At 68.0% G+C, this 21,778-nt stretch carries 19 protein-coding genes and 1 pseudogene; 15 read left to right on the forward strand and 5 right to left on the reverse strand.

Going from position 1 to position 21,778, the window contains the following annotated elements; translation table 11 throughout:
• Position 1 precedes the first annotated feature (1 nt).
• Positions 2–913 (forward strand): zinc ABC transporter substrate-binding protein AztC, encoded by a 912-nt coding sequence (gene aztC, locus ACFWAY_RS12480; RefSeq protein ID WP_378454396.1) that lies wholly within the window; start codon positions 2–4, stop codon positions 911–913.
• 75 nt (positions 914–988) lie between these two features.
• Positions 989–2,143 carry a zinc metallochaperone AztD gene (gene aztD, locus ACFWAY_RS12485; protein ID WP_378454374.1) on the forward strand — a complete coding sequence of 385 codons (1,155 nt, stop codon included), beginning with the start codon at positions 989–991 and terminating at the stop codon, positions 2,141–2,143.
• A gap of 16 nt (positions 2,144–2,159) precedes the next feature.
• On the opposite strand, the gene ACFWAY_RS12490 is transcribed toward aztD, so the two are convergent.
• From ACFWAY_RS12490 to ACFWAY_RS12500, 3 genes are read right to left on the reverse strand one after another with little or no spacing between them, the layout of a single operon-like run.
• Complete coding sequence (locus ACFWAY_RS12490) at positions 2,160–2,579, reverse strand: carboxymuconolactone decarboxylase family protein (protein WP_378454375.1); 420 nt, start codon at positions 2,577–2,579, stop codon at positions 2,160–2,162.
• A gap of 43 nt (positions 2,580–2,622) precedes the next feature.
• Complete coding sequence (locus ACFWAY_RS12495) at positions 2,623–4,170, reverse strand: NAD-dependent epimerase/dehydratase family protein (RefSeq protein ID WP_378510824.1); 1,548 nt, start codon at positions 4,168–4,170, stop codon at positions 2,623–2,625.
• Entirely contained in the window at positions 4,170–5,402 is a 1,233-nt protein-coding gene (locus ACFWAY_RS12500) for an aminotransferase class I/II-fold pyridoxal phosphate-dependent enzyme (RefSeq protein WP_378454376.1), read from the reverse strand. The genes ACFWAY_RS12495 and ACFWAY_RS12500 overlap by 1 nt, the downstream gene beginning before the upstream one ends.
• 168 nt (positions 5,403–5,570) lie before the next feature.
• On the opposite strand from ACFWAY_RS12500, the gene ACFWAY_RS12505 reads away from it, so the two are divergent.
• Both ACFWAY_RS12505 and ACFWAY_RS12510 read left to right on the forward strand, forming a co-directional pair.
• The gene (locus tag ACFWAY_RS12505; RefSeq protein ID WP_378454377.1) at positions 5,571–6,686 is read left to right on the forward strand and encodes an acyl-CoA dehydrogenase family protein; all 1,116 of its coding nucleotides are present in this window, start codon (positions 5,571–5,573) and stop codon (positions 6,684–6,686) included.
• A 120-nt stretch (positions 6,687–6,806) separates the two neighbouring features.
• The gene (locus tag ACFWAY_RS12510) at positions 6,807–7,175 is read left to right on the forward strand and encodes an MmcQ/YjbR family DNA-binding protein (protein ID WP_378510810.1); all 369 of its coding nucleotides are present in this window, start codon (positions 6,807–6,809) and stop codon (positions 7,173–7,175) included.
• Here ACFWAY_RS12510 and ACFWAY_RS12515 read toward each other — a convergent pair.
• Positions 7,156–8,508 (reverse strand): TIGR01777 family oxidoreductase, encoded by a 1,353-nt coding sequence (locus ACFWAY_RS12515; RefSeq protein WP_378510811.1) that lies wholly within the window; start codon positions 8,506–8,508, stop codon positions 7,156–7,158. The two genes, ACFWAY_RS12510 and ACFWAY_RS12515, sit on opposite strands and share 20 nt — an antisense overlap.
• Positions 8,509–8,567: 59 nt before the next feature.
• Between ACFWAY_RS12515 and ACFWAY_RS12520 the strand changes: the two genes are divergently transcribed.
• Positions 8,568–10,049 (forward strand): SDR family oxidoreductase, encoded by a 1,482-nt coding sequence (locus ACFWAY_RS12520; RefSeq protein ID WP_378510812.1) that lies wholly within the window; start codon positions 8,568–8,570, stop codon positions 10,047–10,049.
• Here the strand turns inward: ACFWAY_RS12520 and ACFWAY_RS12525 are convergent.
• The gene (locus ACFWAY_RS12525) at positions 10,028–10,630 is read right to left on the reverse strand and encodes a lipocalin family protein (protein WP_378454381.1); all 603 of its coding nucleotides are present in this window, start codon (positions 10,628–10,630) and stop codon (positions 10,028–10,030) included. The two genes, ACFWAY_RS12520 and ACFWAY_RS12525, sit on opposite strands and share 22 nt — an antisense overlap.
• Before the next feature lie 162 nt (positions 10,631–10,792).
• Between ACFWAY_RS12525 and ACFWAY_RS12530 the strand changes: the two genes are divergently transcribed.
• From ACFWAY_RS12530 to ACFWAY_RS12575, 10 genes and pseudogenes are all read left to right on the forward strand, one after another.
• Positions 10,793–11,461 carry a fasciclin domain-containing protein gene (locus tag ACFWAY_RS12530; RefSeq protein ID WP_378510813.1) on the forward strand — a complete coding sequence of 223 codons (669 nt, stop codon included), beginning with the start codon at positions 10,793–10,795 and terminating at the stop codon, positions 11,459–11,461.
• Between the two features lie 172 nt (positions 11,462–11,633).
• Positions 11,634–12,281, forward strand: coding sequence for an alpha/beta fold hydrolase (locus ACFWAY_RS12535; protein WP_378510814.1), 648 nt, complete (start codon positions 11,634–11,636; stop codon positions 12,279–12,281).
• Positions 12,274–13,608: an NAD(P)/FAD-dependent oxidoreductase gene (locus ACFWAY_RS12540; protein ID WP_378510815.1), complete on the forward strand. Its 1,335-nt coding sequence runs from the start codon at positions 12,274–12,276 to the stop codon at positions 13,606–13,608. Before ACFWAY_RS12535 ends, ACFWAY_RS12540 begins: the two co-directional genes overlap by 8 nt.
• A complete protein-coding gene (locus ACFWAY_RS12545; RefSeq protein WP_378510816.1) occupies positions 13,605–14,345 on the forward strand; it encodes a DUF1365 domain-containing protein in 741 nt (246 codons plus the stop codon). The genes ACFWAY_RS12540 and ACFWAY_RS12545 overlap by 4 nt, the downstream gene beginning before the upstream one ends.
• The gene (locus ACFWAY_RS12550) at positions 14,342–15,724 is read left to right on the forward strand and encodes a class I SAM-dependent methyltransferase (protein ID WP_378510817.1); all 1,383 of its coding nucleotides are present in this window, start codon (positions 14,342–14,344) and stop codon (positions 15,722–15,724) included. Before ACFWAY_RS12545 ends, ACFWAY_RS12550 begins: the two co-directional genes overlap by 4 nt.
• Positions 15,721–17,031 carry a class I SAM-dependent methyltransferase gene (locus tag ACFWAY_RS12555; protein ID WP_378510825.1) on the forward strand — a complete coding sequence of 437 codons (1,311 nt, stop codon included), beginning with the start codon at positions 15,721–15,723 and terminating at the stop codon, positions 17,029–17,031. Before ACFWAY_RS12550 ends, ACFWAY_RS12555 begins: the two co-directional genes overlap by 4 nt.
• A complete protein-coding gene (locus ACFWAY_RS12560; protein WP_378510818.1) occupies positions 17,028–17,828 on the forward strand; it encodes a DUF1295 domain-containing protein in 801 nt (266 codons plus the stop codon). The genes ACFWAY_RS12555 and ACFWAY_RS12560 overlap by 4 nt, the downstream gene beginning before the upstream one ends.
• A gap of 722 nt (positions 17,829–18,550) precedes the next feature.
• Positions 18,551–20,353 (forward strand): annotated as a pseudogene (locus ACFWAY_RS12565) (zinc ribbon domain-containing protein); the annotation flags it as partial.
• A gap of 33 nt (positions 20,354–20,386) precedes the next feature.
• On the forward strand, positions 20,387–20,965 hold the full coding sequence (locus tag ACFWAY_RS12570; RefSeq protein WP_378510826.1) for a sigma-70 family RNA polymerase sigma factor: 579 nt from the start codon (positions 20,387–20,389) through the stop codon (positions 20,963–20,965).
• Positions 20,958–21,695: an anti-sigma factor domain-containing protein gene (locus ACFWAY_RS12575; RefSeq protein WP_378454388.1), complete on the forward strand. Its 738-nt coding sequence runs from the start codon at positions 20,958–20,960 to the stop codon at positions 21,693–21,695. Before ACFWAY_RS12570 ends, ACFWAY_RS12575 begins: the two co-directional genes overlap by 8 nt.
• Positions 21,696–21,778 lie beyond the last annotated feature (83 nt).

Consider the following 21,778-nt stretch of genomic DNA (forward strand, 5'->3'; position numbering starts at 1 on the left):
GATGCGGCGCCTGCTGCCGCTGGCCCTGCTGACCGCACTCGCGGCGTTGTCCGTGACCGCGTGCACCCCGGGCGCGTCCGACGGGCCGCTCGTGGTCGTGACCACGAACATTCTGGGGGATGTGGTGCAGAACGTCGTCGGCGACCAGGCCGACGTGATGGTGCTGATGCCGAGAGGCGCCGATCCTCATTCGTTCGAGATCTCCGCCTCGGACGCCGCGCGGGTGGAACGCGCCGACCTCCTCGTGTCGAACGGTCTCGGGCTCGAGGAGGGAATCGGCAAGACCGTCGACACGGCGCGCTCCGAGGGAGTCCCGATCCTGCAGGTCGGCGAATCGGTGCGGCCGATCGAATACCGTTCCGGAAAGTCGACGGGCACCGCGGATCCGCACGTGTGGACCGATCCGGACCGGATGCGCGAGGCCGTCGCCCTGATCCGCGACGCGGTGATCGAACACGTGGCGGAGATCGACACGGACACCGTCCGCGGCAACTCCGAGGACTATGCCCGGCAGCTCGAGGAACTCACTACTCGGATGACGGACAGATTCGCGACCGTCCCCGCAGATCGGCGAAAGCTGGTGACCAATCATCACGTCTTCGGTTATCTGGCCGAACGTTTCGGCTTCGACACGATCGGGGCGGTAATTCCGAGCGGTACCACCCTGGCGTCGCCCAGCGCGTCGGACCTCTCGGACCTCGCCGCGACGATCACCGCGGCGCGGATTCCTGCGATCTTCGTCGACTCCTCCCAGCCCGATCGGCTCGCGCAGGTATTGGCCTCGGAGGCCGGTGTTCCCGTCGACGTCGTCTCGCTGTTCACGGAATCGCTGGGCGAGAAGGACTCGGGCGCGGGCACGTACGTCGAGATGATGGATTCGAATTCCCTGGCGATCGCGAAGGGGCTCGCGTAGCGATGCATTCTCACATGCACACTTCCGACTTTGACAACCGTTTGCAATACGAGTTAATTCTCATGGGTGACCCTTATGCGTAGACCTCTCCCCACCGCCGTTGCCGCCGTGGCACTCTCGGCGACACTTCTGACAGCCTGCTCCACCGACTCCGGCTCAGCCGAAGCGACCACCACCGACTCGGCCACACCGCGGCTGGCACTGAGTTACGACGGCGGCGTGCTGGTGCTCGACGGGCAGAGCCTCGAGGTGGTCGGTTCGGCCGAGGTGGACGGCTTCACCCGGCTCAACCCCGCAGGCGACGACCGGCACGTGCTGGTCAGCACCGGTAACAGCTTCACCGCCCTCGACACCGCCGAACCCGCCCTCATCGACGTCGCGTTCGAGGCGAAGACACCCGGGCACGTGGTCCGCCACGACGGCAGGACGGTGCTGTTCGACGACGGCACCGGACTGGTGCGCGTGTTCGATCCGGCCGGACTGTCCGAAGGCACACCAGACACCACCGAGTTCACGACGCCGGAAGCGCATCACGGAGTGGCCGTGGAGCTCTCGGATGGCAGCCTGCTCACCACCGTCGGCAACGAGGACGAGCGCACCGGCATCGTCGTACTCGACCGCGATCGCAAGGAGGTCGCGCGCAACGAGGACTGCCCCGGTGTGCACGGTGAGGCCGTCGCCGCTGACGAGACGGTGGTCGTGGGGTGCCAGAACGGCCTGCTGATCTACCGGGACGGCGTCATCACCAAGGTCACCAGCCCCGACCCTTACGGGCGCATCGGCAACCAGGCCGGCGACGAGGATTCACCGATAATCCTGGGCGACTACAAGACCGACCCCGACGCCGAACTCGAACGCCCCGAACGGGTCTCGCTCACCGACACCGCCACCGGACAACTCACCCTCGTCGACCTCGGCACCAGCTACACGTTCCGCTCGCTCGGGCGAGCCCCGCACGGTGAGGCCCTCGTCCTCGGCACCGACGGCGCCGTGCACGTGATCGACCCGAACAGCAAGTCGGTGAGCCGCACCGTCGACATCATCGATCCGTGGACGGAGCCGGACAAGTGGCAGTCGCCGCGGCCCGCGCTGTACGTGCAGGACCACACCGCCTACGTGACCGACCCCGCGAACAAGAAGATCCACACGATCGACCTCGACACCTGGACCGTATCCGGGCAGGCCGACCTGCCGGAGACCCCCAACGAGATCACCGGCGTCGCGGGCTGATTCGCGTACCGTAGCGTCAGCCTTCGGCTTCCAGCGGTCCCAGTTCCGCGTCGAGCGCCTCCTGCACCACGGCCATCGCCGACAACCCGGCGGGGGCGCCGCAGTAGGCGCTCGCGTGGATCACCGCCTCGACGACCTCGGTGCGGGTCAGACCGTTTCGCAGTGCACCCCGCACGTGGCCCTTCAGCTCACCGTGTGCACGCAGCGCGATGAGCATGCCGAGGGTGAGGAGGCTGCGGCTGCGCCGGTCCAGCCCCGGCCGATTCCACACGGCGTCCCAGACGTGCTCGGTGACGAACTCCTGCAACTGCTCACTGTCGGTCCCTGCGGTTCGGGTGAGTGCCCGCTCGACGAAGTCGGGGCCCATCACCTCACGCCGCACCGCCAGACCCGCCTCGACGGCCGGACTCCGCTTCCCGGGTTCTTCACTGGTCATGGGTTCACTCCTGTTCACAGCGTCTACGTGTTCAGGAGTCACTCTACGAGTCGACGCGATCGGCGCGGGTGAGTGAGACGACGTCACGGACGGAGTAGGCGTGCGGGATATGCCCCAGCCCACCCTCGTACCGCAGCCTCCGCGGGAGCAGTCCGTCGGCCGGGTTGACCGACACGTGGGTCCGCGAGCGGGCAACCTTCGATCGCCATCGTCCCGGCCGCGACACGCGCTCGGTCCCGTCACCGACCCTCACCACGAGTGGAGTGGCACCGAACCGGATCCGGGCGTAGCCGAGGGCAACCGCCAGGGCGTCGTTCACCCCGGCCACCATCACAAGCCCTCGCTTCCCCGTGCTCAACCCGTGCCCGGGGAGGTCCACGACGACGACGTCGACACCGTTCTCCGCCAACTCCGCGGCGAAGGGGGTGAGATAGCGCGCGTGGAGCCCGGGTGGCGCGGGCAGGACCACGGTGGCCGCGCCGCCCGACCCCACGGTGGCCGCGCCGCCCGACCGCGCCGCGTGAACCTCGGCGTGCACGGCACCGGTTGCCGCGGGAATCTGGACGTGCTCGAGCCCGCGGCCGTCGACGCCGACGAATTCGGACGCCGGCTCCAGCGCCGCCTCGCAGGCGATGCGGCGTTCCAGGGCATCTTCCCTGCGCAACAGGGATTTCCCCTGCAGCAGGATCATGACGGCCGCCGACTCCCGGGCCGTCAGCGTCGGCACCCAGCCGGTCGCCTCGGTCAGGCGCGTCGAATCGACGACGGTCTCCCCCGCGGTCACCCACTGGCCGGAGAACGCGGTGAGCCCGAGCCGGAACGCGACGTTCGCCGCCACGACCGCCGGTCGTTCGGGCACGTCGAACATCCGCTGCCCCTGCATCGCCGCGAGTTCGCGGACACCCACCCAGTCCCGCGGTCCGAGGTTGAACGGGCCCACCAGATCCTGCTTCACGGCGCGATGGAACGCGTCGGCCATGTCCCGCTGGTGCAGGAATTGGTACGCGGCGTCGTCGGCCCGCGGAAAGGCCCCGACCGGACCGGTGAGCTGGTCGATGCCGTCGTTGGAGAAGTCCGGTCCGATGATGTAGGTGGGACGCAGCATCGAGATCGCCATCTCCCCCGGATGGCGGCGCAGCCACCACTCGGCGTAATGCTCGACCTCGGCCTTGTCGTGGAAATAGTATCGGTCGGGATCGCCTGCGGGATAAACGTCCTCGTTCACCGGCTTCGGCCGCAACTCCGGACCGTACGCGTTGATGCTCGATGCGATCACGACGCGCAGCACGCCGGCGCGGTAGGCGGAGTCGATGACGTTGCGGGAACCCCTCAGGTTGATGTCGTGGGTCGCCGTCTTGTCCCGGATCTCCTCCACCACGAACGCCAGGTGGACCGCGGCCTCGCAGCCACGGAACACGTCCTCGATGCCCGGGTCGCGGATGTCCATCCGGACGGACTCGAGTTTCGGATGCTCGAACGGCAGTTCCCGCCTGCCGAGCCCGATCACCGTGTCGATGTCCGGATCTGCCAGCAACACAGGAAGGATCGCGGCGCCGAAGTCGCTCGTCGCACCGGTGACGGCCACCTTCATCACGCCGCGGCCTCCGTGACGGTCTCGGAGATCACTTCCACCGCCCGCCGCAACTGTGCGTCCGTGTGGGTGGCCATGACACACAACCGGAGCATCGCCCCCGAACGGGGAACGGCGGGATAGAGTGCCGCGCTGGTGAACACGCCCTTGTCGAACAGGGTACGCCAGAGGTTCATCGCCTCGAGGTCGTCGCCGATGTGGACGGCCACGATGGGCGTCACCGTCTCACCACCGCCGGGCAGCGGCGACAGCGCACCCACGTCGAGTCCGTTGTCCGCCAGTCCGGATCGCAGGACCGCGGCGTTGTCCAGCGCGCGTCGTGCGCGTTGTTCCCCCTCCTCGCTGCGGATCAGGCGCACCGCGGCGAGCGACGCCCCCACCGCGGCGGGAACACCGGACGTCGTGAACAGGAAGGCACGGGCATTCACTCGAAGCGAGTCGAGGAGATCACGGGACCCCGCGATGAATCCTCCTGTGGAGCCGGGACTCTTGGACAGCGATGCCATGCGGATGTCGGTGTTGCCGTCGATGCCGAGCAGTTCGGCGGCGCCGGTCCTCTGCGCGCCGAAGATGCCGAGACTGTGCGCCTCGTCCACCATCAGAGCCGCACCGTACCGGTCGCATAGTTCGGAGACCGCGCCGAGTGGGGCGAGATCGCCCTCCATCGAATACAACCCGTCCACGATCACCAGCACCGCGCCGTCCCCGTCCGCAGTGTCCCCGAGAATGTTCTCCAGGTCGGCGACGTCGTTGTGACGGAACTTGCGGATCGTGGCACCGGACAGAGCACATCCATCTCGAATCGACGCGTGCGCGGCGGAGTCCACGGCGACGACGTCACCCACACCCACGACGGCACTGATGGTGCCGAGATTCGTTTGATAACCGGTGGTGAAGACCATGGCGTCCTCGGTGCCGTGCCATTCGGCGATTTCCGACTCGAGGTCGAGGTGCAGGTCCATGGTGCCGTTCAGGAGCCGGCTTCCGGTGATCGCCCCACCGAACGTGTCGAGGGCGTCCTGCGCTCCCTGACGGATGGCGGGGTGATCGGCCAGCCCGAGATAGTTGTTGGAACCGAGCATGATCCGGTCGGCGCCTTCCACCTGGACGACGGGTGCGGTGGCGGACTCCATCACCCGGAAGTACGGACTCACGTCGGACTCACGAACTGCCCGGAGCAGATCTACCCGGTCGTCGCCACCCAGCCTCTGGATCAATCTGTTCACAGCCATCGATACCAATCTCCTCGCGGTGTGCATGATCGGGATTTCTCCGTTGATTCGGAGCGGTCGCCGATGCGGTTTGGTGGCACCGACCAAACCGCATTACTCCTCGCTCCGAATGTGCCTATGGATTTCCCTGGAGATCCGGAATTTCCGCGAACACATTCGAGGAGTGTCATGACCGCATTGATGGCCCGTGAACACGCAGCGCTGAAGTCGTACCTGCCCGACCTCGCCACCTACCTGGACGAGACACCACTGCTGACGCTGGAAGGCAGAGACAGCGGGGCGATCGGACGCTTCCGGGACGCGGGCGGTACCGCACTGACCATCCCGAAGGAGTCCGGCGGGCTGGGCGCCTCCGCGCTGGACTCCGTGCGGGTCCAGCGAGCGATCGGGAGCAGGTCACCCTCGCTCGGTGCCGCCACCACCATGCACCATCTGTCGCTCGCCACCCTCAACGAGTTCGCGCAGGACGCGACGGACGAGGACCGCGCTCTGATCACGAGCCTGGTGGAACAACGCGCCGTCATCGCCTCCGGCTTCTCCGAGGGCGTCACCGGCGGCAACGTATTCATCCCCACGATGAGCGCCACCAGGAACGGGTCGAGCTACATCGTCAACGGCAGCAAGAAGCCGTGCAGCCTGTCGAGTTCGATGGACCTGCTCACCGCCAGCGTGGAGGTCGAGACCGGTGAGCGGGCGATCGCGCTGATCCCCGCCAACACCCCCGGCATTACGGTGCGACCGTTCTGGGAGAGCTGGATTCTCGCGGGAGCCGAGAGCGACGAGGTGCACCTCGAGGACGTCGCGGTGCCCGCCGACCTCGTCCTCCTCAACGGCGCCGACGACCCCGACGGGCGACACGAGATGACCGGGTACCTGTGGTTCGGCATGCTCGTCACCGCGAACTACCTGGGCGCGGCCAGCGCGTTGCTCGAGCGGCTCCTGGCGGCAGGCAAGGACGACTACGAGGGTTACGTGCGGGCCGCCGCCGACGTGGAGAACGCGATGGCCGCAATCGAGAACATCGCCCGCGCCGTCGACGAAGGCGAACGCGGACAGGACATCTCGGTGCGGCTGCTGTTCTCGCGCATCGCGATTCGGGACGCACTCGTCCGCGCGTCCGCGGCGGCCGTCGAATCGCTCGGCGGGATCGCGTTCATCAAGTCCTCCGACATCGGCTACCTCGCCGCCGCCGTTCACGCATTCGCCTTCCACCCGCCGTCCCGGCGATCGGTCTCCGAGTCGCTCGCCAAGTTCCACGCCGGAGACGAGTTCGCGTTCGTCTGACCCCGCCGCGGTCCGGGCTGTCGGTGGCCGGGGATATAGCTGTCGGTGGCCGGGGATATAGCTGTCGGTGGCCGGGGATATAAAGGTCCCGGACAACCGACCGCCCGACCAGGAGCTGTGATGCCCACCGAACACGACGTGCGCGCGATGATGCTGGCGTTGCCGGAGGCGCACGAAGTGGTGATCGCCAACTGGGGCGACCAGCCGACGTTCCGCGTGCGCAAGAAGATGTTCGGTCTCGTCGGTTACGGCGCCCCCACCGTCTGCCTCAAAGCGACGAAGGAAACGCAGGCGGCCCTGCTGCAAGAGGATCCCGACATCTTCCTGGTCGCACCGTTCTTCGGACGGTGGGGCTGGATCGACGTCGTCCTCGACCGCGTCGACGCCGAAGAACTGGCCGAACTCGTCGAGGAGGCCTGGCGCCTCACCGCCCCGAAGCGCGTCGTGGCTGCGTACGACGCGGGGCGCGCTACCCCTCGTCCGACTTGAACCGCCCGAGCTGGTGGCGCAGCGCCGTGTCGAGGTCCGGACGCCGGAACCGGTGGCCGCGTTCGAGGAGCGTGCCCGGGGCGACGCGCTGATCGGCGAGGGCGAGTTCGCGTGCGCCCTGCTCCCCGAGCAGGAGTTTCGGCCCGAAATCGGGCACCGGGAGGAAGGCCGGGCGGTGCAGCACCGACGCGAGGACTGCGGTGTACTCCTCGTTGCGAACCGGATTCGGCGCCACCGCGTTGACCGGACCGCTCAACCCCGAGTCGACGACAGCGCGGTGGTAGACGTCGATCAGATCGTCGATGTCGATCCACGACAGCCACTGCGTTCCGGTGCCGAGACGACCTCCGAGTCCGACCTCGAACAGCGGCCGTTGCAGGCGCAGCACGCCGCCGCTCGGGGACTGGACGATCCCGGTGCGGACGTGGACCACCCGCAGTCCGGCGTCGGCGGCCGGCTTCGCCGCATCCTCCCAGTCCGCCACGACGTCGGCGAGGAAGCCGTCGCCCCGCGGGTCCTGCTCGTGCAGCACCTCGTCGCCCCGGTCGGGGCCGTAGTACCCGATCGCCGACGCACTGACGAAGATCTTCGGTCCCTGCCCGGACGTGGCCGCCACTTCCGCCAGCCGACGGGTGGGCTCGATACGACTGTCCCTGATCGCCCGGCGATGACCGTCGGTGAACCGTCCCGCGATGGACGCGCCGGCGAGGTGGATCACGGCGTCGACTCCGTCGAGCAGGTCCGCGGCAGGAGCGTCCGGGTTCCAGCGCCGCTCGTCGGGTGTGCTGGGAGCACGCCGCACGAGACGGATCACGCGGTGCCCGCCGGTGCTCAGGAACGCGGTGAGGGCGGAGCCGACGAGACCGGAGCTCCCCGTCACGGCGATGGTGAGGGGACCCGGCAGGAGGGTGGACGCCCAGTGGTGCCGGTCCATATCGTCGGCGAGCTGGCGGTGGCGGTAGACGAACGTCGACCGCAGGAAGTGGCCGGGCACGATCGTGTCGACCCGGTCGGTGACCCGGGTCCGGTCCTCGGACACCACGTCGAACGTGTGCGTGTGCCGCCACGGCACCAGCAGGCGCAGCGGCAGCGCGGCCGAATAGTCGACGAACTTGCGTGGAGGGTCGTACTCCTTCGCGTCGTGCTGCGCGACCCACGTCAGGCCGCCGGGCATGCGCAATTCTGCACGCCCCGATTCCAGAGACTCGGATTCCTTCGCCAGGCTCAGCGGCTGCCAGGGCGGTGAGAGCCGGGCGAACGCGCCGGCCCGCGTGTGCCAGGCGAACAACTCGTCCCGCGAGGCCTCGACCACGCTCGAATGCACGATGCCCATGACCCGACCTTAGCCGCGATAGCGGGCGAGGCGGTGACAACGACGAGTAGCGTGTGGGAATGACGCAGTTACGTGTACTGGTCACCGGTGCCACCGGATACATCGGCGGACGCCTCGCTCCCCGGCTCTCGCAAGCCGGCTACCGCGTGCGGGTGCTGGTGCGTTCACCCGAGAAACTGACCGACGTCCCGTGGGCGTCCGACGTCGAGATCGCCCGCGGCGACCTGAGCGATCCCGAATCCCTTTCTGCCGCTTTCGCGGACGTGGACGTCGTCTACTACCTCGTGCATTCGATGGGTGGTTCGGACGAGTTCGAGGAGGCCGAACGCGTCAGCGCGGAGAACGTGGCCGAGGCGGCACGCACCTCCGGTGTCGGCCGGATCGTCTACCTCGGCGGACTGCATCCCGACGCGGTGGACCTCTCTCCGCACCTTCGGTCCCGCACACAGGTGGGGCAGATTCTCGTCGACTCCGGTGTTCCCACAATGGTTCTGCAGGCGGGGGTGGTCATCGGGTCCGGATCGGCGTCGTTCGAGATGATCCGCCACCTCACCAACCGGCTCCCCGTGATGACCACCCCGCGGTGGGTGAACAACAAGATCCAGCCGATCGCGGTCCGCGACGTGCTGCACTACCTCGTCGCCGCGGCCGAGGCACCCTTGCCGCGCAGTCGCACGTTCGACATCGGCGGCCCCGACGTCATCCGCTACGGCGAGATGATGCAGACGTACGCCGAGGTCGCCGGTCTGCGTCAGCGTCGTATCCTCGTCCTCCCGGTGCTGACCCCGAAGCTCGCCGGTCTGTGGATCGGTCTGGTGACCCCGATCCCCCGCTCGCTCGGCCGGGCGCTGATCGAATCGCTCCACAACGACGCCGTCGCCTCCGAGCACGACATCGACGACGTCATCCCACCGCCGAAGGCAGGTCTGACCACGTACCGGGACGCCGTGCGATTAGCGTTGCGGCGCATCGACAACGGCGAGGTGGAGACCACGTGGGCCAGTGCGTCCCCGGTCGGCGCCCCGTCCGATCCGTTGCCGTCCGATCCCGACTGGGCCGGTGAGGTCGTCTACACCGACGAACGTACCAAGGACTGCGACGCGGACGCCGGAACGCTGTGGAGCGTCGTCGAGAGCATCGGCGGTGAGAACGGCTGGTACTCGTTCCCACTCGCGTGGTCGGTGCGCGGCTGGCTCGACCGCGTGGTCGGCGGTGTCGGGCTCACCCGTGGACGCCGGAACCCGAAGCAGCTCAACACCGGTGACCCCTTGGATTTCTGGCGGGTCGAACGCATCGACCGGGGGTCGCTGCTCCGACTGCGCGCCGAGATGCGGGCACCGGGCGGGGCGTGGCTCGAATGGCGCGTCCGCAGTGTGGATTCCGACCGGTCCCGACTCGATCAGCGGGCCATCTTCTTCCCGAAAGGCCTCGCCGGAAGGCTGTACTGGTATTCCATCCTGCCGTTCCACGGAATCATCTTCAAAGGCATGATGGAGAACATCACCGGCTCCGCAGCCCGTCAGACCGTACAGAGCGGCTGAATTCCTTCTCGGCCACCGGTGGTCGGGGACGTCAGCAACAGGCACGAATTGTAGCCACGCGATTCCACCACCTGCCGGATCCGCTTCCACCCCGCGTCGTCGACCGCAGGGTTGCGGGAGAGGACGAAACCCGAAGCCCGTGCCGGGTCACCGACGAGCGCCCACGAGTAGTCGTCGGCGATGTAGGTGACCACATAGTTGGTGGGACCGTCCGGTGAACTCTGGAACGGCACGTCCGGGAAACTCACGTGGAGTTGCGCATTGGTGACCGGGTCGTTGACACGCGCATTGCCGTTGATTCCGTTCGTCCCTCCCGCCCAGGTGGTGCACGAGTTGGCGACGCTGACGTTCGACGGGTCGACGAGCCCGTACGTCGCCCTGGTGTCCCGCGCACAATCCAGGTTGAACGGCTGTGGCACAGCGGCCAACTGGTACCACGTGCCGAGGTACCTCGGGACGTCGAGGGACTGGACGGGTGCGAGCGCACCGGGCTGAGCCTGTGCCGGGCTCGCCGCGAGCACCGCGGCCGCAGTGGCGGTCAGCAGTCCTGCGGCGAATCCACGTGCCTTCGAGAGTGTCATCTCGAGTCCTTTCACGATCATGCGGTCTCTCTGGGCATTCGACGCCTCTTCCGGATCGGATGGGTCGATCCGGGAAAACCTCGACCCATCCGTTCGGGAGACCGCTCCGAATGTCTGTCGATGGTGCTCATCCGCACCCACACCGGAGAGAGGCAATAACCCATGAACATCACCACACGAGTTCTGGCAGTCGCAGCGAGCACGTCCCTCGTCCTGCTGGGCGCAGCGTGTTCGTCGGACGACAGCGACTCGTCGAGCAGCAGCGGCTCGGCCTCGGAGGCGATGACGTCCGAGTCGATGTCGTCCGGTTCGATGACCTCGTCCGCGATGGCCGATCCCGCCGCGAACCTGGTCGGTCCGGGGTGCGCCGAGTACGCGAAGACGGTGCCGGACGGTGCCGGTTCGGTCAGCGGCATGGCGCAGGATCCGGTCGCGACGGCCGCGTCCAACAACCCGCTGCTCACCACCCTCACCGCCGCCGTGTCCGGTCAGCTCAACCCGCAGGTCAACCTGGTGGACACGCTGAACAGCGGACAGTTCACGGTGTTCGCGCCGGTGGATGCCGCGTTCGCGAAGGTCGACCCGGCCACGATCGAGACCCTCAAGACCGACCCGGCGCTGCTCACCAAGGTCCTGACCTACCACGTGGTTCCCGGCCAGATCGCGCCGAGTGACATCGACGGCCAGCACACGACCGTCGAGGGCGGCACGGTCACCGTCACCGGTTCGGGCGACGACCTGAAGGTCAACGACGCCGGCGTCATCTGTGGTGGCGTCCAGACCGCCAACGCCACGGTGTACCTGGTCGACTCCGTCCTGATGCCCCAGTAGGCACCCTCGTCTCACAGTTCTCCGCACTCGGCGGCATCGGTTCCACACCGATGCCGCCGGGCTTCTCGCGTGCCCCACGTGAGTGCCACGGTGTGCTCGGGCACGCTTCGCCACTCACGTGAGCGGTTGCGGGTGCGCCCATCCGACGCAAACTCAGCTCCGAATAACGGTTATGGAGAAAGGCTCACCCACCGCCCCGGCGTACGTACTCGTACTGCCCGGCGGCAAACCACGCAGTCAGGCGCCCTCGCGGTGCTGGCACCTGTCGAATCTGCGCATGACCTGGATGGCCTGGTCTCTGAGGTCGACGCTCGGGCGGCACGGAATCGTCGTGGAGCGGCTGCAGTACCGGGTCCGCGGATGGAACGCCCCCGACGCCAGCCCGGTGCACGACGCCCGGGTGGCCGTCGAACAGGCCCGGCTGCGGTTCGGGGACGTCCCCGTCGCCGTCGTCGGGCATTCGATGGGCGGCCGCGTCGCCGCCCACCTCGCCGCCCACGACAACGTCCGGGCGATCGCCGCGCTCGCACCCTGGTGGCCCGCGTCCGACAGCGAACTGGTGCCCGCCGACCGCAGCCTGATGGTCGCGCACGGAACCGCCGACCGCTGGACGGATCCCACCTCTTCCCGGGTCCAGACCGAGCAGGCGCTGGCTCGTGGGGTGAACGCCTCGTGGACTCCTCTGTCGGGAGCCGGCCACTTCATGCTCACCCGGCCTCGGTGGTGGCATCGCATCACCGCCGATTTCGTTCTCGACGCCTTCAATGCGGAAGGTGTCGTCGCCGCACCGACTGACCGGAAAGCAGGTCGCCATGCATGATTCGGAGAAGCTCGAACGCAGGAACGTCGCGGTGATCGGCAGCGGCGTCGCAGGGTTGACCGCCGCCTACGTTCTGTCCCGCCACGACCGCGTCACCCTCTACGAGGCCGACGCCCGTCTCGGCGGCCACGCCCACACCCACCACCTGACGCTCGACTCGGGCGCAGAAGTGGACGTCGACACGGGCTTCATCGTGCACAATGACCGCACCTACCCCACCCTGCTGCGCCTGTTCGCCGAACTCGACGTGGCCACCCAGGATTCGGACATGTCGATGTCGATCCGTTCCGACGTGAACGGGCTCGAATACGCAGGCGCGAAGGGGGTCCGCGGGCTGTTCCCCACCGCGCGCAACCTGGCCCGGCCTCGGTACTGGCGGATGCTCGGCGAGGTCCTCCGGTTCCACCGCTGCGCCCGCACGGTGCTCGACACCCCCGTCGAAGACGAGAGCGCGCACGAGTCGCTGGGCGAGTTCCTCAGCCGCAACGGTTTCAGCCCGTACTTCGTCGAGAATTTCATGACGCCGCTCGTCGCCGCGGTGTGGTCGTGCGATCCCACGACGGCCGCGCACTACCCGGCCCGCTACCTGTTCACCTTCCTCGAGCACCACGGGATGCTCACCGTCTTCGGGTCACCCACGTGGCGCACCGTGACCGGCGGCTCGGCCCGCTACGTCGAGAAGGTGGCGGCACACCTCGACGAGATACTTCTCGAAACTCCCGTGCAGCAGATGGAACGCACTCCGGACGGGGGCGCGTGCGTCGTCGACGGCCGCGGCGACGTCCGGTACTTCGACGCCGTGGTGGTGGCCGTCCACCCCCGTCAGGCGCTCGCCTTGCTCGGCGACGCCTCGGACCTCGAGACAGAGATACTCGGCGCCATGCCATACTCGGTCAATCACGCTCAGCTGCACACCGACGAGTCGCTGCTCCCCCGCGCGGAGAAGGCCCGGGCCTCCTGGAACTACCTGACTCCAAGCACAGATGCGACGGGCGTAATCGTCACCTACGACATGACCCGGCTGATGCGCCTGGACACGGTGCGCGACCGGCGGTTCCTCGTCACGCTCGGCGGGAAGCACCTCGTCGACCCGCCGAAGGTCGTCGCCGAGATGACGTACGAGCACCCCGTCTACACCCCCGACTCCGTGGCCGCGCAGTCGCGGTTGCGCGAACTCGGTTCCGGCACGTTCGCTTTCGCGGGCGCGTACCACGGCTGGGGGTTCCACGAGGACGGGGCGATGTCGGGTCTGCGCGCCGCCGAACGGATCGGCGGATCGTGGGATACGCATGCCGGACGACACCGCGAACGGGAGACGGTGTCGTGACCGCGCCGGCGATCTACTCGACGACGATCCGGCACGCACGTATCGAACCTGTCCGCAACAGTTTCGAGTATTCGAGCTACAGCTGGTACGTCGACGTCGACGACCTTCCCCGCCTTCCCGGCTGGCTCGGTCCGTTCGCCCGATTCCGCGCCGAGGACCACTTCGAACCGGACCCCGGCGCCGGCGCGGACACGCTGCGCGCCAGGGTGGATGCGTTCCTCGCCACCCACGGAGTCGACCTTCGCGGCGGGCCGGTGACGGCGCTCCTCAACGCGCGCGTGCTCGGCTACGTGTTCAACCCGCTCAGCGTGTACTGGTGCCACGACGTCGACGGCAGCCTCCGCTGTGTGATCGCCGAGGTCCACAACACCTATGGTCAGCGGCACAGCTACCTGATCCGGCCCGACAGCAGCGACCACGCCGAGGTGGACAAGCAGTTCTACGTCTCACCGTTCAACGACGTGAGCGGCCGTTACGAGATGCGGCTCCCCGAGCCCGGCGGCACGCTCTCACTGAACGTGGTGCTCCACCGGGACGGGCACGCCCCGTTCACCGCGACGGTGCGAGGGACGCGGCAGCCCGCCACCCGCCGCACGGTTTTGAGGACTCAACTACGCACTCCCCTGGCACCTCTCGTGGTGTCGGCTCGCATTCGCATCCAGGGAATCACTTTGTGGGCCCGTGGACTCCCCGTCACGACTCGGCCCGACGGCCGGCAGAAGGAGACAGTTCTGTGAGAAGGAACAAGGACACCGATATGGACGCATCGCCTGCCGTGAGTACCGCCGACCTCGTGTTCACCGGCGAGGATCCGCGGATCGACAACCGGATCTGGCCGGGTCTGGCCGACGTGCCGACCGGTCTGCGTGCCTCGGTGTCGGCGAAGGTCGCGGACAGCCTGTTCCGCCGCGCGGCCGCCGACCTCGACGTCCGCATCGAGTACCCGGACGGCGCCCTGGTGGGGGCTCGCCGGGAACAGGAGATCTTGCCGCGCATGATCATCCGCAATCCCGACGCGTTCGCCCGGCGGGTCGGGACGAGCGGTCTTATCGGTTTCGGTGAGTCGTACATGGCCGGCGATTGGACGTCGCCGGATCTCGCCGCGGTGCTGAGCGTGTTCGCCTCACGGATGGCGACCCTCATTCCCCGCCCGCTGCAGCGGTTGCGCGCACTCTATGTCGCCAAGCACCCCGCCCAGGAACGCAACACCGAGCAGAACACCCGCTCCAACATCTCCCGGCACTACGACCTGTCCAACGAGATGTTCGAGACGTTCCTGGACGAGACGCTGACGTACTCGAGCGCACTGTTCTCGTCGACCCCGACCCGGGTGGGGCAGGTGCGGGACGTGACGGTCCTGCGGGCACCCGTCCCACAGGTCACCCCGAAATGGGAGGATTTCGCGGACGCGCAGCGCCGCAAGATCGATCGGCTGCTCGACGAGGCCGGCGTCGGTGCCGGCACCAGGCTGCTCGAGATCGGGACGGGCTGGGGAGAACTGTGCATCCGGGCGGCGGAACGCGGCGCCGTCGTCCGCTCGGTGACGCTGTCCAGCGAACAGCAGAGCCTCGCCCGCCGGCGCGTCGCCGAGGCCGGCCACTCCGACGCCGTGCAGATCGACCTGCTCGACTACCGCAACGTCGACGGCGAGTACGACGCCATCGTGTCGGTGGAGATGATCGAGGCCGTCGGGCATCAGTACTGGGCCACCTACTTCCGGGTGCTCGACAAACTCCTCGCTCCGGGTGGAAAAGTAGCGCTGCAGGCGATCACCATGCCGCACGATCGGATGCTGCAGACCCGCAACACCTACACCTGGGTGCACAAGTACATCTTCCCGGGCGGATTCCTCCCGTCGACCGAGGCGATCGAATCCGTCACTGCCGAACACACCGCACTGCGGCTGCGGGAACGCCTGAGCATGGGACAGCACTATGCGGAGACGCTGCGGTTGTGGAAGGAGCGGTTCGCCGCGCACAGCTCGCAGGCGGAGGAACTCGGATTCGACGAGACGTTCCGTCGCATGTGGCATTTCTACCTCTGCTACTCGGAAGCCGGGTTCCGCTCCGGCTACATCGACGTCCAGCAGCTCGTCCTCGACAAGACGGGAGCCTGACCGTGACCGTTGCCGCCGAACTCGACAAGGCGTTGCGTCCGCTCGTCCGCGGCGAACTGCCCGTGCATCTGACCGCGTGGGACGGCAGCACAGCCGGCCCGCCGATGGCGCCGAAGGTGGTGCTGCGCAGCCCCGACGCGCTGCGCCGATTGCTGTGGAACCCCGGGGAACTCGGAGCCGCACAGGCCTACGTGACGGGTGAGATCGACGTCGAGGGCGACCTGGGCGAGGCCCTGGCACACGTGTGGGCTTTGGCCCGCGAACGAGGGCTCGGCGGAGTCCGGCCGAGTCCGTCGTCCGTCGCGAAGGTGCTGCGCGTCGCCGCGAAGCTGGGAGTCGTGGGCGGGCCGCTCCCCGCGCCCACCACGCAGGCGAACATCCGCGGCCGGCTGCACAGCGTGCTGCGGGACCGCGCCGCGATCAGCCACCACTACGATCTCTCCAACGATTTCTACGCCCTGATCCTGGACCCGCAGATGGCCTACTCGTGCGCCTATTTCACCCGGAATGCGCCGGGAACGCCGCAGGATTCGGACTACGGACTCGAGGACGCCCAGCGGGACAAGCTCGACCTGGTGTGCCGCAAGATCGGTCTCGAACCCGGCATGCGGCTACTCGACGTCGGTTGCGGCTGGGGATCGCTGAGCCTCCACGCCGCAGCCGAATACGGCGCACAGGTCGTCGGTGTCACCATCTCCCGTGAGCAGAAGGTGTTCATCGACAAGCGGATCGCCGAGCGTGGGTTGCAGGACCGCGTCGAGATCCGTCTGCAGGATTACCGCGAGGTTCCCGACGGCCCGTTCGACGCCGTCGCCTCCCTCGAAATGGGTGAGCACGTGGGCGAGAAGAATTACGCCCGGTACGCGCAGGCCCTGTACGACAACGCGAAGCCCGGTGCGCGGGTGCTGATCCAGCAGATGTCGCGCACCGGACGCCATCCCGGCGGCGGCCCGTTCATCGAGTCGTTCATAGCTCCCGACATGACCATGCGTCCCGTCGGAGAGAGCGTCGCGTACCTCGAACGAGCCGGGCTCGAGGTGCGCGACGTGCACGGTCTTCGCGAGCATTACGTCTGGACCGTCGACGCCTGGCTGCAGAAGTTCGAGTCCCGCTGGGACGACGTCGTCGAGATGGTCGGGCTCGAGATGGCCCGGGTGTGGCGGCTGTACCTCGTCGGCGGCGGGATGAGCTTCGAGCAGGGCCGCATGGGCGTCGATCAGATCCTGGCCGTGAAGCCGACCGCGGCGGGTCGGTCGATGATGCCCGCGGTGCGGGTCGACTCCGCGGGATCCGGCGTGCTCCGATGAACGGATTCGACTGGTCCGACTTCGGCGCCGTCACCGCGGCGAGCGTTCTGGTGCTCGCCGTACTCCAGGCCGCGACGTTCCTCGTCGGCCGGCGGATCGGACGCTACAACGTCGTCGACGTGTCCTGGGGCCTCGGTTTCGTCCTGTTGGCGCTCGTGGCCGCCGTCATCGGCGACGGCGACCCACTGCGCCGCTGGCTGCTGGCGGTGCTCGTCGCGGTGTGGGGTCTGCGACTGACCTGGCACATGTACGCCAAGTCCGCGGGCAAGGGCGAGGACCCGCGCTACGTGGAGATGCTCGACCGGGCAGGCGGTGACTCGCCCGGTGTCGTCGTCAGGAAGATTTTTCTCACGCAGGGACTCGCGCAGTGGTTCGTCTCGCTGCCGCTGCTGGTGTCGGCCGTGCTCGGGTCCGCATCCGGTATCGGCGCGGTCGTCGGGGTGCTCGGTGTCCTCCTGTGGTTAGTCGGTGTCGTGTTCGAATCGGTCGGCGATCACCAGTTGAAGGCGTTCAAGGCGGACCCGTCCAACAAGGGCGAGATCATGGACGTCGGACTGTGGGCGTGGACGCGGCACCCGAACTACTTCGGCGATTCCTGCGTGTGGTGGGGCCTGTGGCTCATCGCGGCGAGCGTGTGGCCCGGCGCCGTCACCGTGCTGTCTCCCGTGGTCATGACGTATTTCCTGGTGTTCGCGACGGGGGCGAAACTGCTCGAGAAGTCGATGTCGCAGCGTCCCGGCTACCCCGAATACCAGCAGCGAACCAGCTACTTCCTCCCCTTGCCGCCGAAGCGGTGAGTGTCATGCCGGCATCGCTCGCACCCCCTCGGATCCAGACGTGGCCACACCGGCCGCAACCTGCTATTAGGCTCCCAGCTGTTGCCAAACGATCCAAATACGCTCGATCAGTTTTTGCCCCTGTCTATGACCGGGAATTGGTGACTGCGGAGTTCGTGGGCTGCCAGTCGTCGGGTGCGCAAGGGCGTCGACGGAGAGTCGGTTGCCGTCTCGGCGCGCGGGTTCGGGTCACCAACTCTGCGACCGCGGACCAGGGCTCCTATCTCGGCAGGACTGTATCGGGTTGTGCGGGAGCGACTCCGGAGATGGCGGAGGTATTGGGGTGCCGGGTGCCGGGTTCGGCAGGGCAAGAGGTGTCGTTGACAGATCAGGACAAATGTTGCGGGATAATGCTATTGGTGCGAGATCTCGGCGTCACCGGGATCGTGGTCCGTGTCCCAGGGGAGCAGCGGGCGGGGCGCAGGCGGATGCTCGACGACGCGGCCCGTGGGCCGGCACGCGGTGGTGCGATGTGGCGGGATCGATTGCCCCGGTTCGCCGGTGGCGCGGATCGAGCAGTACTTGTCGGAGGTCGGCGTTATAGTCGAGGCCCTGCGAGAGGTGGGGTAGCAGACCGTGGGGAATGGAGGTAATCGATGAGCTTGTCGGGCGGCGGCGGCTCTTCTCGGGAGAGGGATGAGCCCGAGTTCCTTCGGGTTGCGCCAGTCGCCCGATCGGCCGGCATGAGCGGGCCGGGATCGACTGCGCCGCGGCAGTTCGCGTTCACCACCCGCGTCCACGTGGCGGTCGACGACGCGACCGGCGAACCGGTCGGACTCGACGACGTCGACACCCGGGTGAGGTGGCTGCTCGACCTGATCGAGGCCGCCGGCGGCGAGTTGACGGCGCGGCTGTGGCAGCCGGTTACGTTCGATGTGCTCGCAGCCGGACGGGACTGTGCGGGCCGCAGGCTGCCCGCACAGGGACATGTCGCCGCGGCCCGCCTGGGCTGGAATCCGGTCTACGCGGACGGGGTCTACGTGCCCTCGCGCGTGACCAGGGTGGTGACGGCGCAGGTCATGGCGTCTCTGCGGACCCTGGCCTATCGGGATGCGGCGATCGCGGCGCTGTCTGAGCGGTTCGACCCGGCCACCGGTCGGATAACCCCGCCCACCGCCGCCGCGGACTGGGTGCCAATGGGTTTCGCCCGGGGAGTACGGCGCCAGCTCGTCGCGCACTCTCGCCGCACCGACGGGGCGCAGTCGGCGCGGTTGCGGATCACCGACATCCAGCGACCACCACAGGTCGCGGCGATGGCCCGGCTGTCGGCCGCCGATCGGCAGCTCGCGCAGATCACCGCGACAGAGCGTGAGTTGGTGTTGACGGTGAAGCTACCGACATGCCCGGCCCCGGCGGGGCGGGCGCAGTGGCGGTGGGTCCGGCTGACCGCCGCCATCCCCGGGCACCTGCTCGACCGGGCGATTACCGACTGGCATCTGCCGACCCTCGTCCTCGACCGCCGGGGTCTACTCTGGCGGTGCGCGGCGACCGAACTCGTCCCCGCCGGTGACCTGGGATCGGCCACCGTCGCGGTCGGGGTGGATTGGTCCCCGTCCACCCTCGGTGCCGCCGCCATCACCATCGAGAACTCGGACGGGCTGTCCTCGGATTATCGGGGCTTCACCTACGACGACCGCGGCCTCGGGATCAAACTGGCGCGACTACAGGCCGAGGGGCAGTTGCTGCACCGCAAGGCGGCCCGGTTGACGCGGCTGGCCGCCACCGCCCCACCCGAGGCCCGCGCCCAACTAGAGGCGAAGATCGCCGTCCTGAATGACCACCGGACTGCGGTGGGCGTCAAACGGGGCAAGATCAACCGGGAACTGGCGTTCCACTTCGCCCGCCAGGTCACCGACTACGCCGCCGCGGCGGGCGCGCAGGTGATCGGGGTGGAGGACCTCACCACCCTCGAGACCCGCGGACACGGACGGGTCAACAACAACCGGGCCGCGCAGTCCGCCCGCCGCAAAGCAGTTACCGCCCTCGCGCACACCGCCGCGGGTGTGGGAATCGCGGTGGTCTCAGTGCCGGCCCGCGGATCGTCCGCGCAATGTCCGGGCTGCGACGAACCGCTCGCCCGTCCCGGCGGCTATCACACCGCGTGGTGTTCCCGCTGCCTGGTCGGCGGCAACCGCGACCACGTCGCCGGGGTGAACCTGGCCAAACGGGCGCTGCTCGGCAAAGGCAAGGTGACCCGGCGGCGGGGGCGGCTGCCCACGATCCGGGTCGCCGAGCACGCGCCGGTCTGCAAGTCCCGGGACAAGAACGGTCCCACGCCGAGCAGGCCGCGGCATCGCCGGGTCCGCCGCAGCCTGCCCACCGCAACACCGCGGATGGGGGTGACTCCGAAACAGCATGTTCCTGCATCCCAAGCGTCGGTGTGGGACACGGTCAAACCCGCACCACCGAACGGTGATGCGGGTAGCCGTGACACACGTCGATCTCCAACAATCGTCACACCATTGGCAGATAGTATGAGATCTACGCAGACGCTGTGGATCGATGAACGGAATGGGCCGATGACTGGCGTCGACAGGGACACGGGGAACGTGACGCTGACGGCGTTGCTGGCGCGTATCGCACACGGCGAGCGGGATGCCTTCAGCGACTTCTACGAACGCACCAGCGCGCGGGTGTACGGCATGGTGCTGCGGGTCCTGCGCGATCCCGGATACAGCGAGGAAACCACCCAAGAGGTGTACCTGCAGGTCTGGAACAACGCGGAGAAATTCGATCCGAAGCAGGGGTCGCCGCTGTCGTGGCTGATCACCCTCGCGCATCGCCGCGCCGTCGACCGGGTGCGGTCGGAGCAGTCCGGCACCGAACGGGAGGCAGCCTACGGCGCGTCGAGTTGGTACGGACCGTTCGACGCGGTGTCGGAAGAAGTCACCCGACGCGGCGACACCAGCGACGTCGTCGACTGCCTCGGCACGCTCACCGAAGTCCAGCAGAGAACCGTGGTCCTCGCGTATTACGGGGGGCTGACGTACCGAGAGGTGTCGGAACGGCTGTCCGTAGCGCTTCCCACGGTGAAATCACGAATTCGAGACGGATTGATCAGGCTCAAGCAATGTCTGGGGGTGCAGTCCGATGGATGAGTCCCAGCACGAAATCCTCGACCTCGCTCAGGTGTACGCCCTCGACGCGGTCGATGATCAGCAGCGTCGCGAGATCGACACCGAGGTCCAGAGCGCACCGCCCCATGTTCGCCTCGAATTCGACAACGCCGTCCGCGGCGTGCACGAAACGATGGCCGCCCAGTCCGCGTCCACCGCGGTCGATCCGCCCGACTACCTGCTCGGGCGCATCCTCGATGCACTGCCCGGCACTGCCGCCGCGCCCGCACCGATAGCACTGGACGAGGTTCGTGCGCGCAAGCGCAGGCGTCTCGTGGCGGCGCTGAGTGCGGCGGCCGCGGTGATCGTCCTCGCCGTGGGTGGCATCACCGTTGCCCAGCAGTTGCAGAGCGAGGACGGCCAACCCGTGCCCGCACAAATCCTCGCGGCCGACGACGTCCGCACGGCGGTGGCACCGATCGCCGGTGGCGGTTCGGCCACCGTCGTGTACTCCAAGGACGTCGACGCCGGAGTGCTGGTGATGAACGACGTCCCACCGCCCGAGTCCGGTTCCGTCTATCAGATGTGGCTGCTCGGACCGTCCCACGAGCCGGTGTCCGCGGGAATCATGGAAGCCGATGACGTCTCACCGTCGACAACCGCGGTCGTGAACGACATCGACCAGTCCACGGCGCTCGGATTCAGTGTGGAGCCGCCCGGCGGTTCCACCCAGCCGACCGGCGACATCTTCGCGACGGTGAACCTCACCTGACACGTGAGTGGCGGGGGGGGGGGCCCCCCCCCGGGCCCCACCCCCAATGGAAAAAAACAACAGGGGGGGGGGGGGTTTTTTTA

It is taken from the genome of Rhodococcus sp. NPDC059968 (genome assembly GCF_042738615.1).
Taxonomy (GTDB): Bacteria; Actinomycetota; Actinomycetes; order Mycobacteriales; family Mycobacteriaceae; genus Rhodococcus_F.

Coding starts and splice junctions, on each gene's coding strand:
- ACFWAY_RS12500 (WP_378454376.1), bottom strand. CDS start 5,402: ATGGCTGTGAACAGATTGATCCAGAGGCTGGGTGGCGACGACCGGGTA.
- ACFWAY_RS12505 (WP_378454377.1), top strand. CDS start 5,571: ATGACCGCATTGATGGCCCGTGAACACGCAGCGCTGAAGTCGTACCTG.
- ACFWAY_RS12540 (WP_378510815.1), top strand. CDS start 12,274: ATGCATGATTCGGAGAAGCTCGAACGCAGGAACGTCGCGGTGATCGGC.
- ACFWAY_RS12515 (WP_378510811.1), bottom strand. CDS start 8,508: ATGGGCATCGTGCATTCGAGCGTGGTCGAGGCCTCGCGGGACGAGTTG.
- ACFWAY_RS12520 (WP_378510812.1), top strand. CDS start 8,568: ATGACGCAGTTACGTGTACTGGTCACCGGTGCCACCGGATACATCGGC.
- ACFWAY_RS12570 (WP_378510826.1), top strand. CDS start 20,387: ATGACTGGCGTCGACAGGGACACGGGGAACGTGACGCTGACGGCGTTG.
- ACFWAY_RS12530 (WP_378510813.1), top strand. CDS start 10,793: ATGAACATCACCACACGAGTTCTGGCAGTCGCAGCGAGCACGTCCCTC.
- ACFWAY_RS12535 (WP_378510814.1), top strand. CDS start 11,634: ATGGAGAAAGGCTCACCCACCGCCCCGGCGTACGTACTCGTACTGCCC.
- aztD (WP_378454374.1), top strand. CDS start 989: ATGCGTAGACCTCTCCCCACCGCCGTTGCCGCCGTGGCACTCTCGGCG.
- ACFWAY_RS12525 (WP_378454381.1), bottom strand. CDS start 10,630: ATGACACTCTCGAAGGCACGTGGATTCGCCGCAGGACTGCTGACCGCC.
- aztC (WP_378454396.1), top strand. CDS start 2: ATGCGGCGCCTGCTGCCGCTGGCCCTGCTGACCGCACTCGCGGCGTTG.
- ACFWAY_RS12560 (WP_378510818.1), top strand. CDS start 17,028: ATGAACGGATTCGACTGGTCCGACTTCGGCGCCGTCACCGCGGCGAGC.
- ACFWAY_RS12575 (WP_378454388.1), top strand. CDS start 20,958: ATGGATGAGTCCCAGCACGAAATCCTCGACCTCGCTCAGGTGTACGCC.
- ACFWAY_RS12510 (WP_378510810.1), top strand. CDS start 6,807: ATGCCCACCGAACACGACGTGCGCGCGATGATGCTGGCGTTGCCGGAG.
- ACFWAY_RS12495 (WP_378510824.1), bottom strand. CDS start 4,170: ATGAAGGTGGCCGTCACCGGTGCGACGAGCGACTTCGGCGCCGCGATC.
- ACFWAY_RS12490 (WP_378454375.1), bottom strand. CDS start 2,579: ATGACCAGTGAAGAACCCGGGAAGCGGAGTCCGGCCGTCGAGGCGGGT.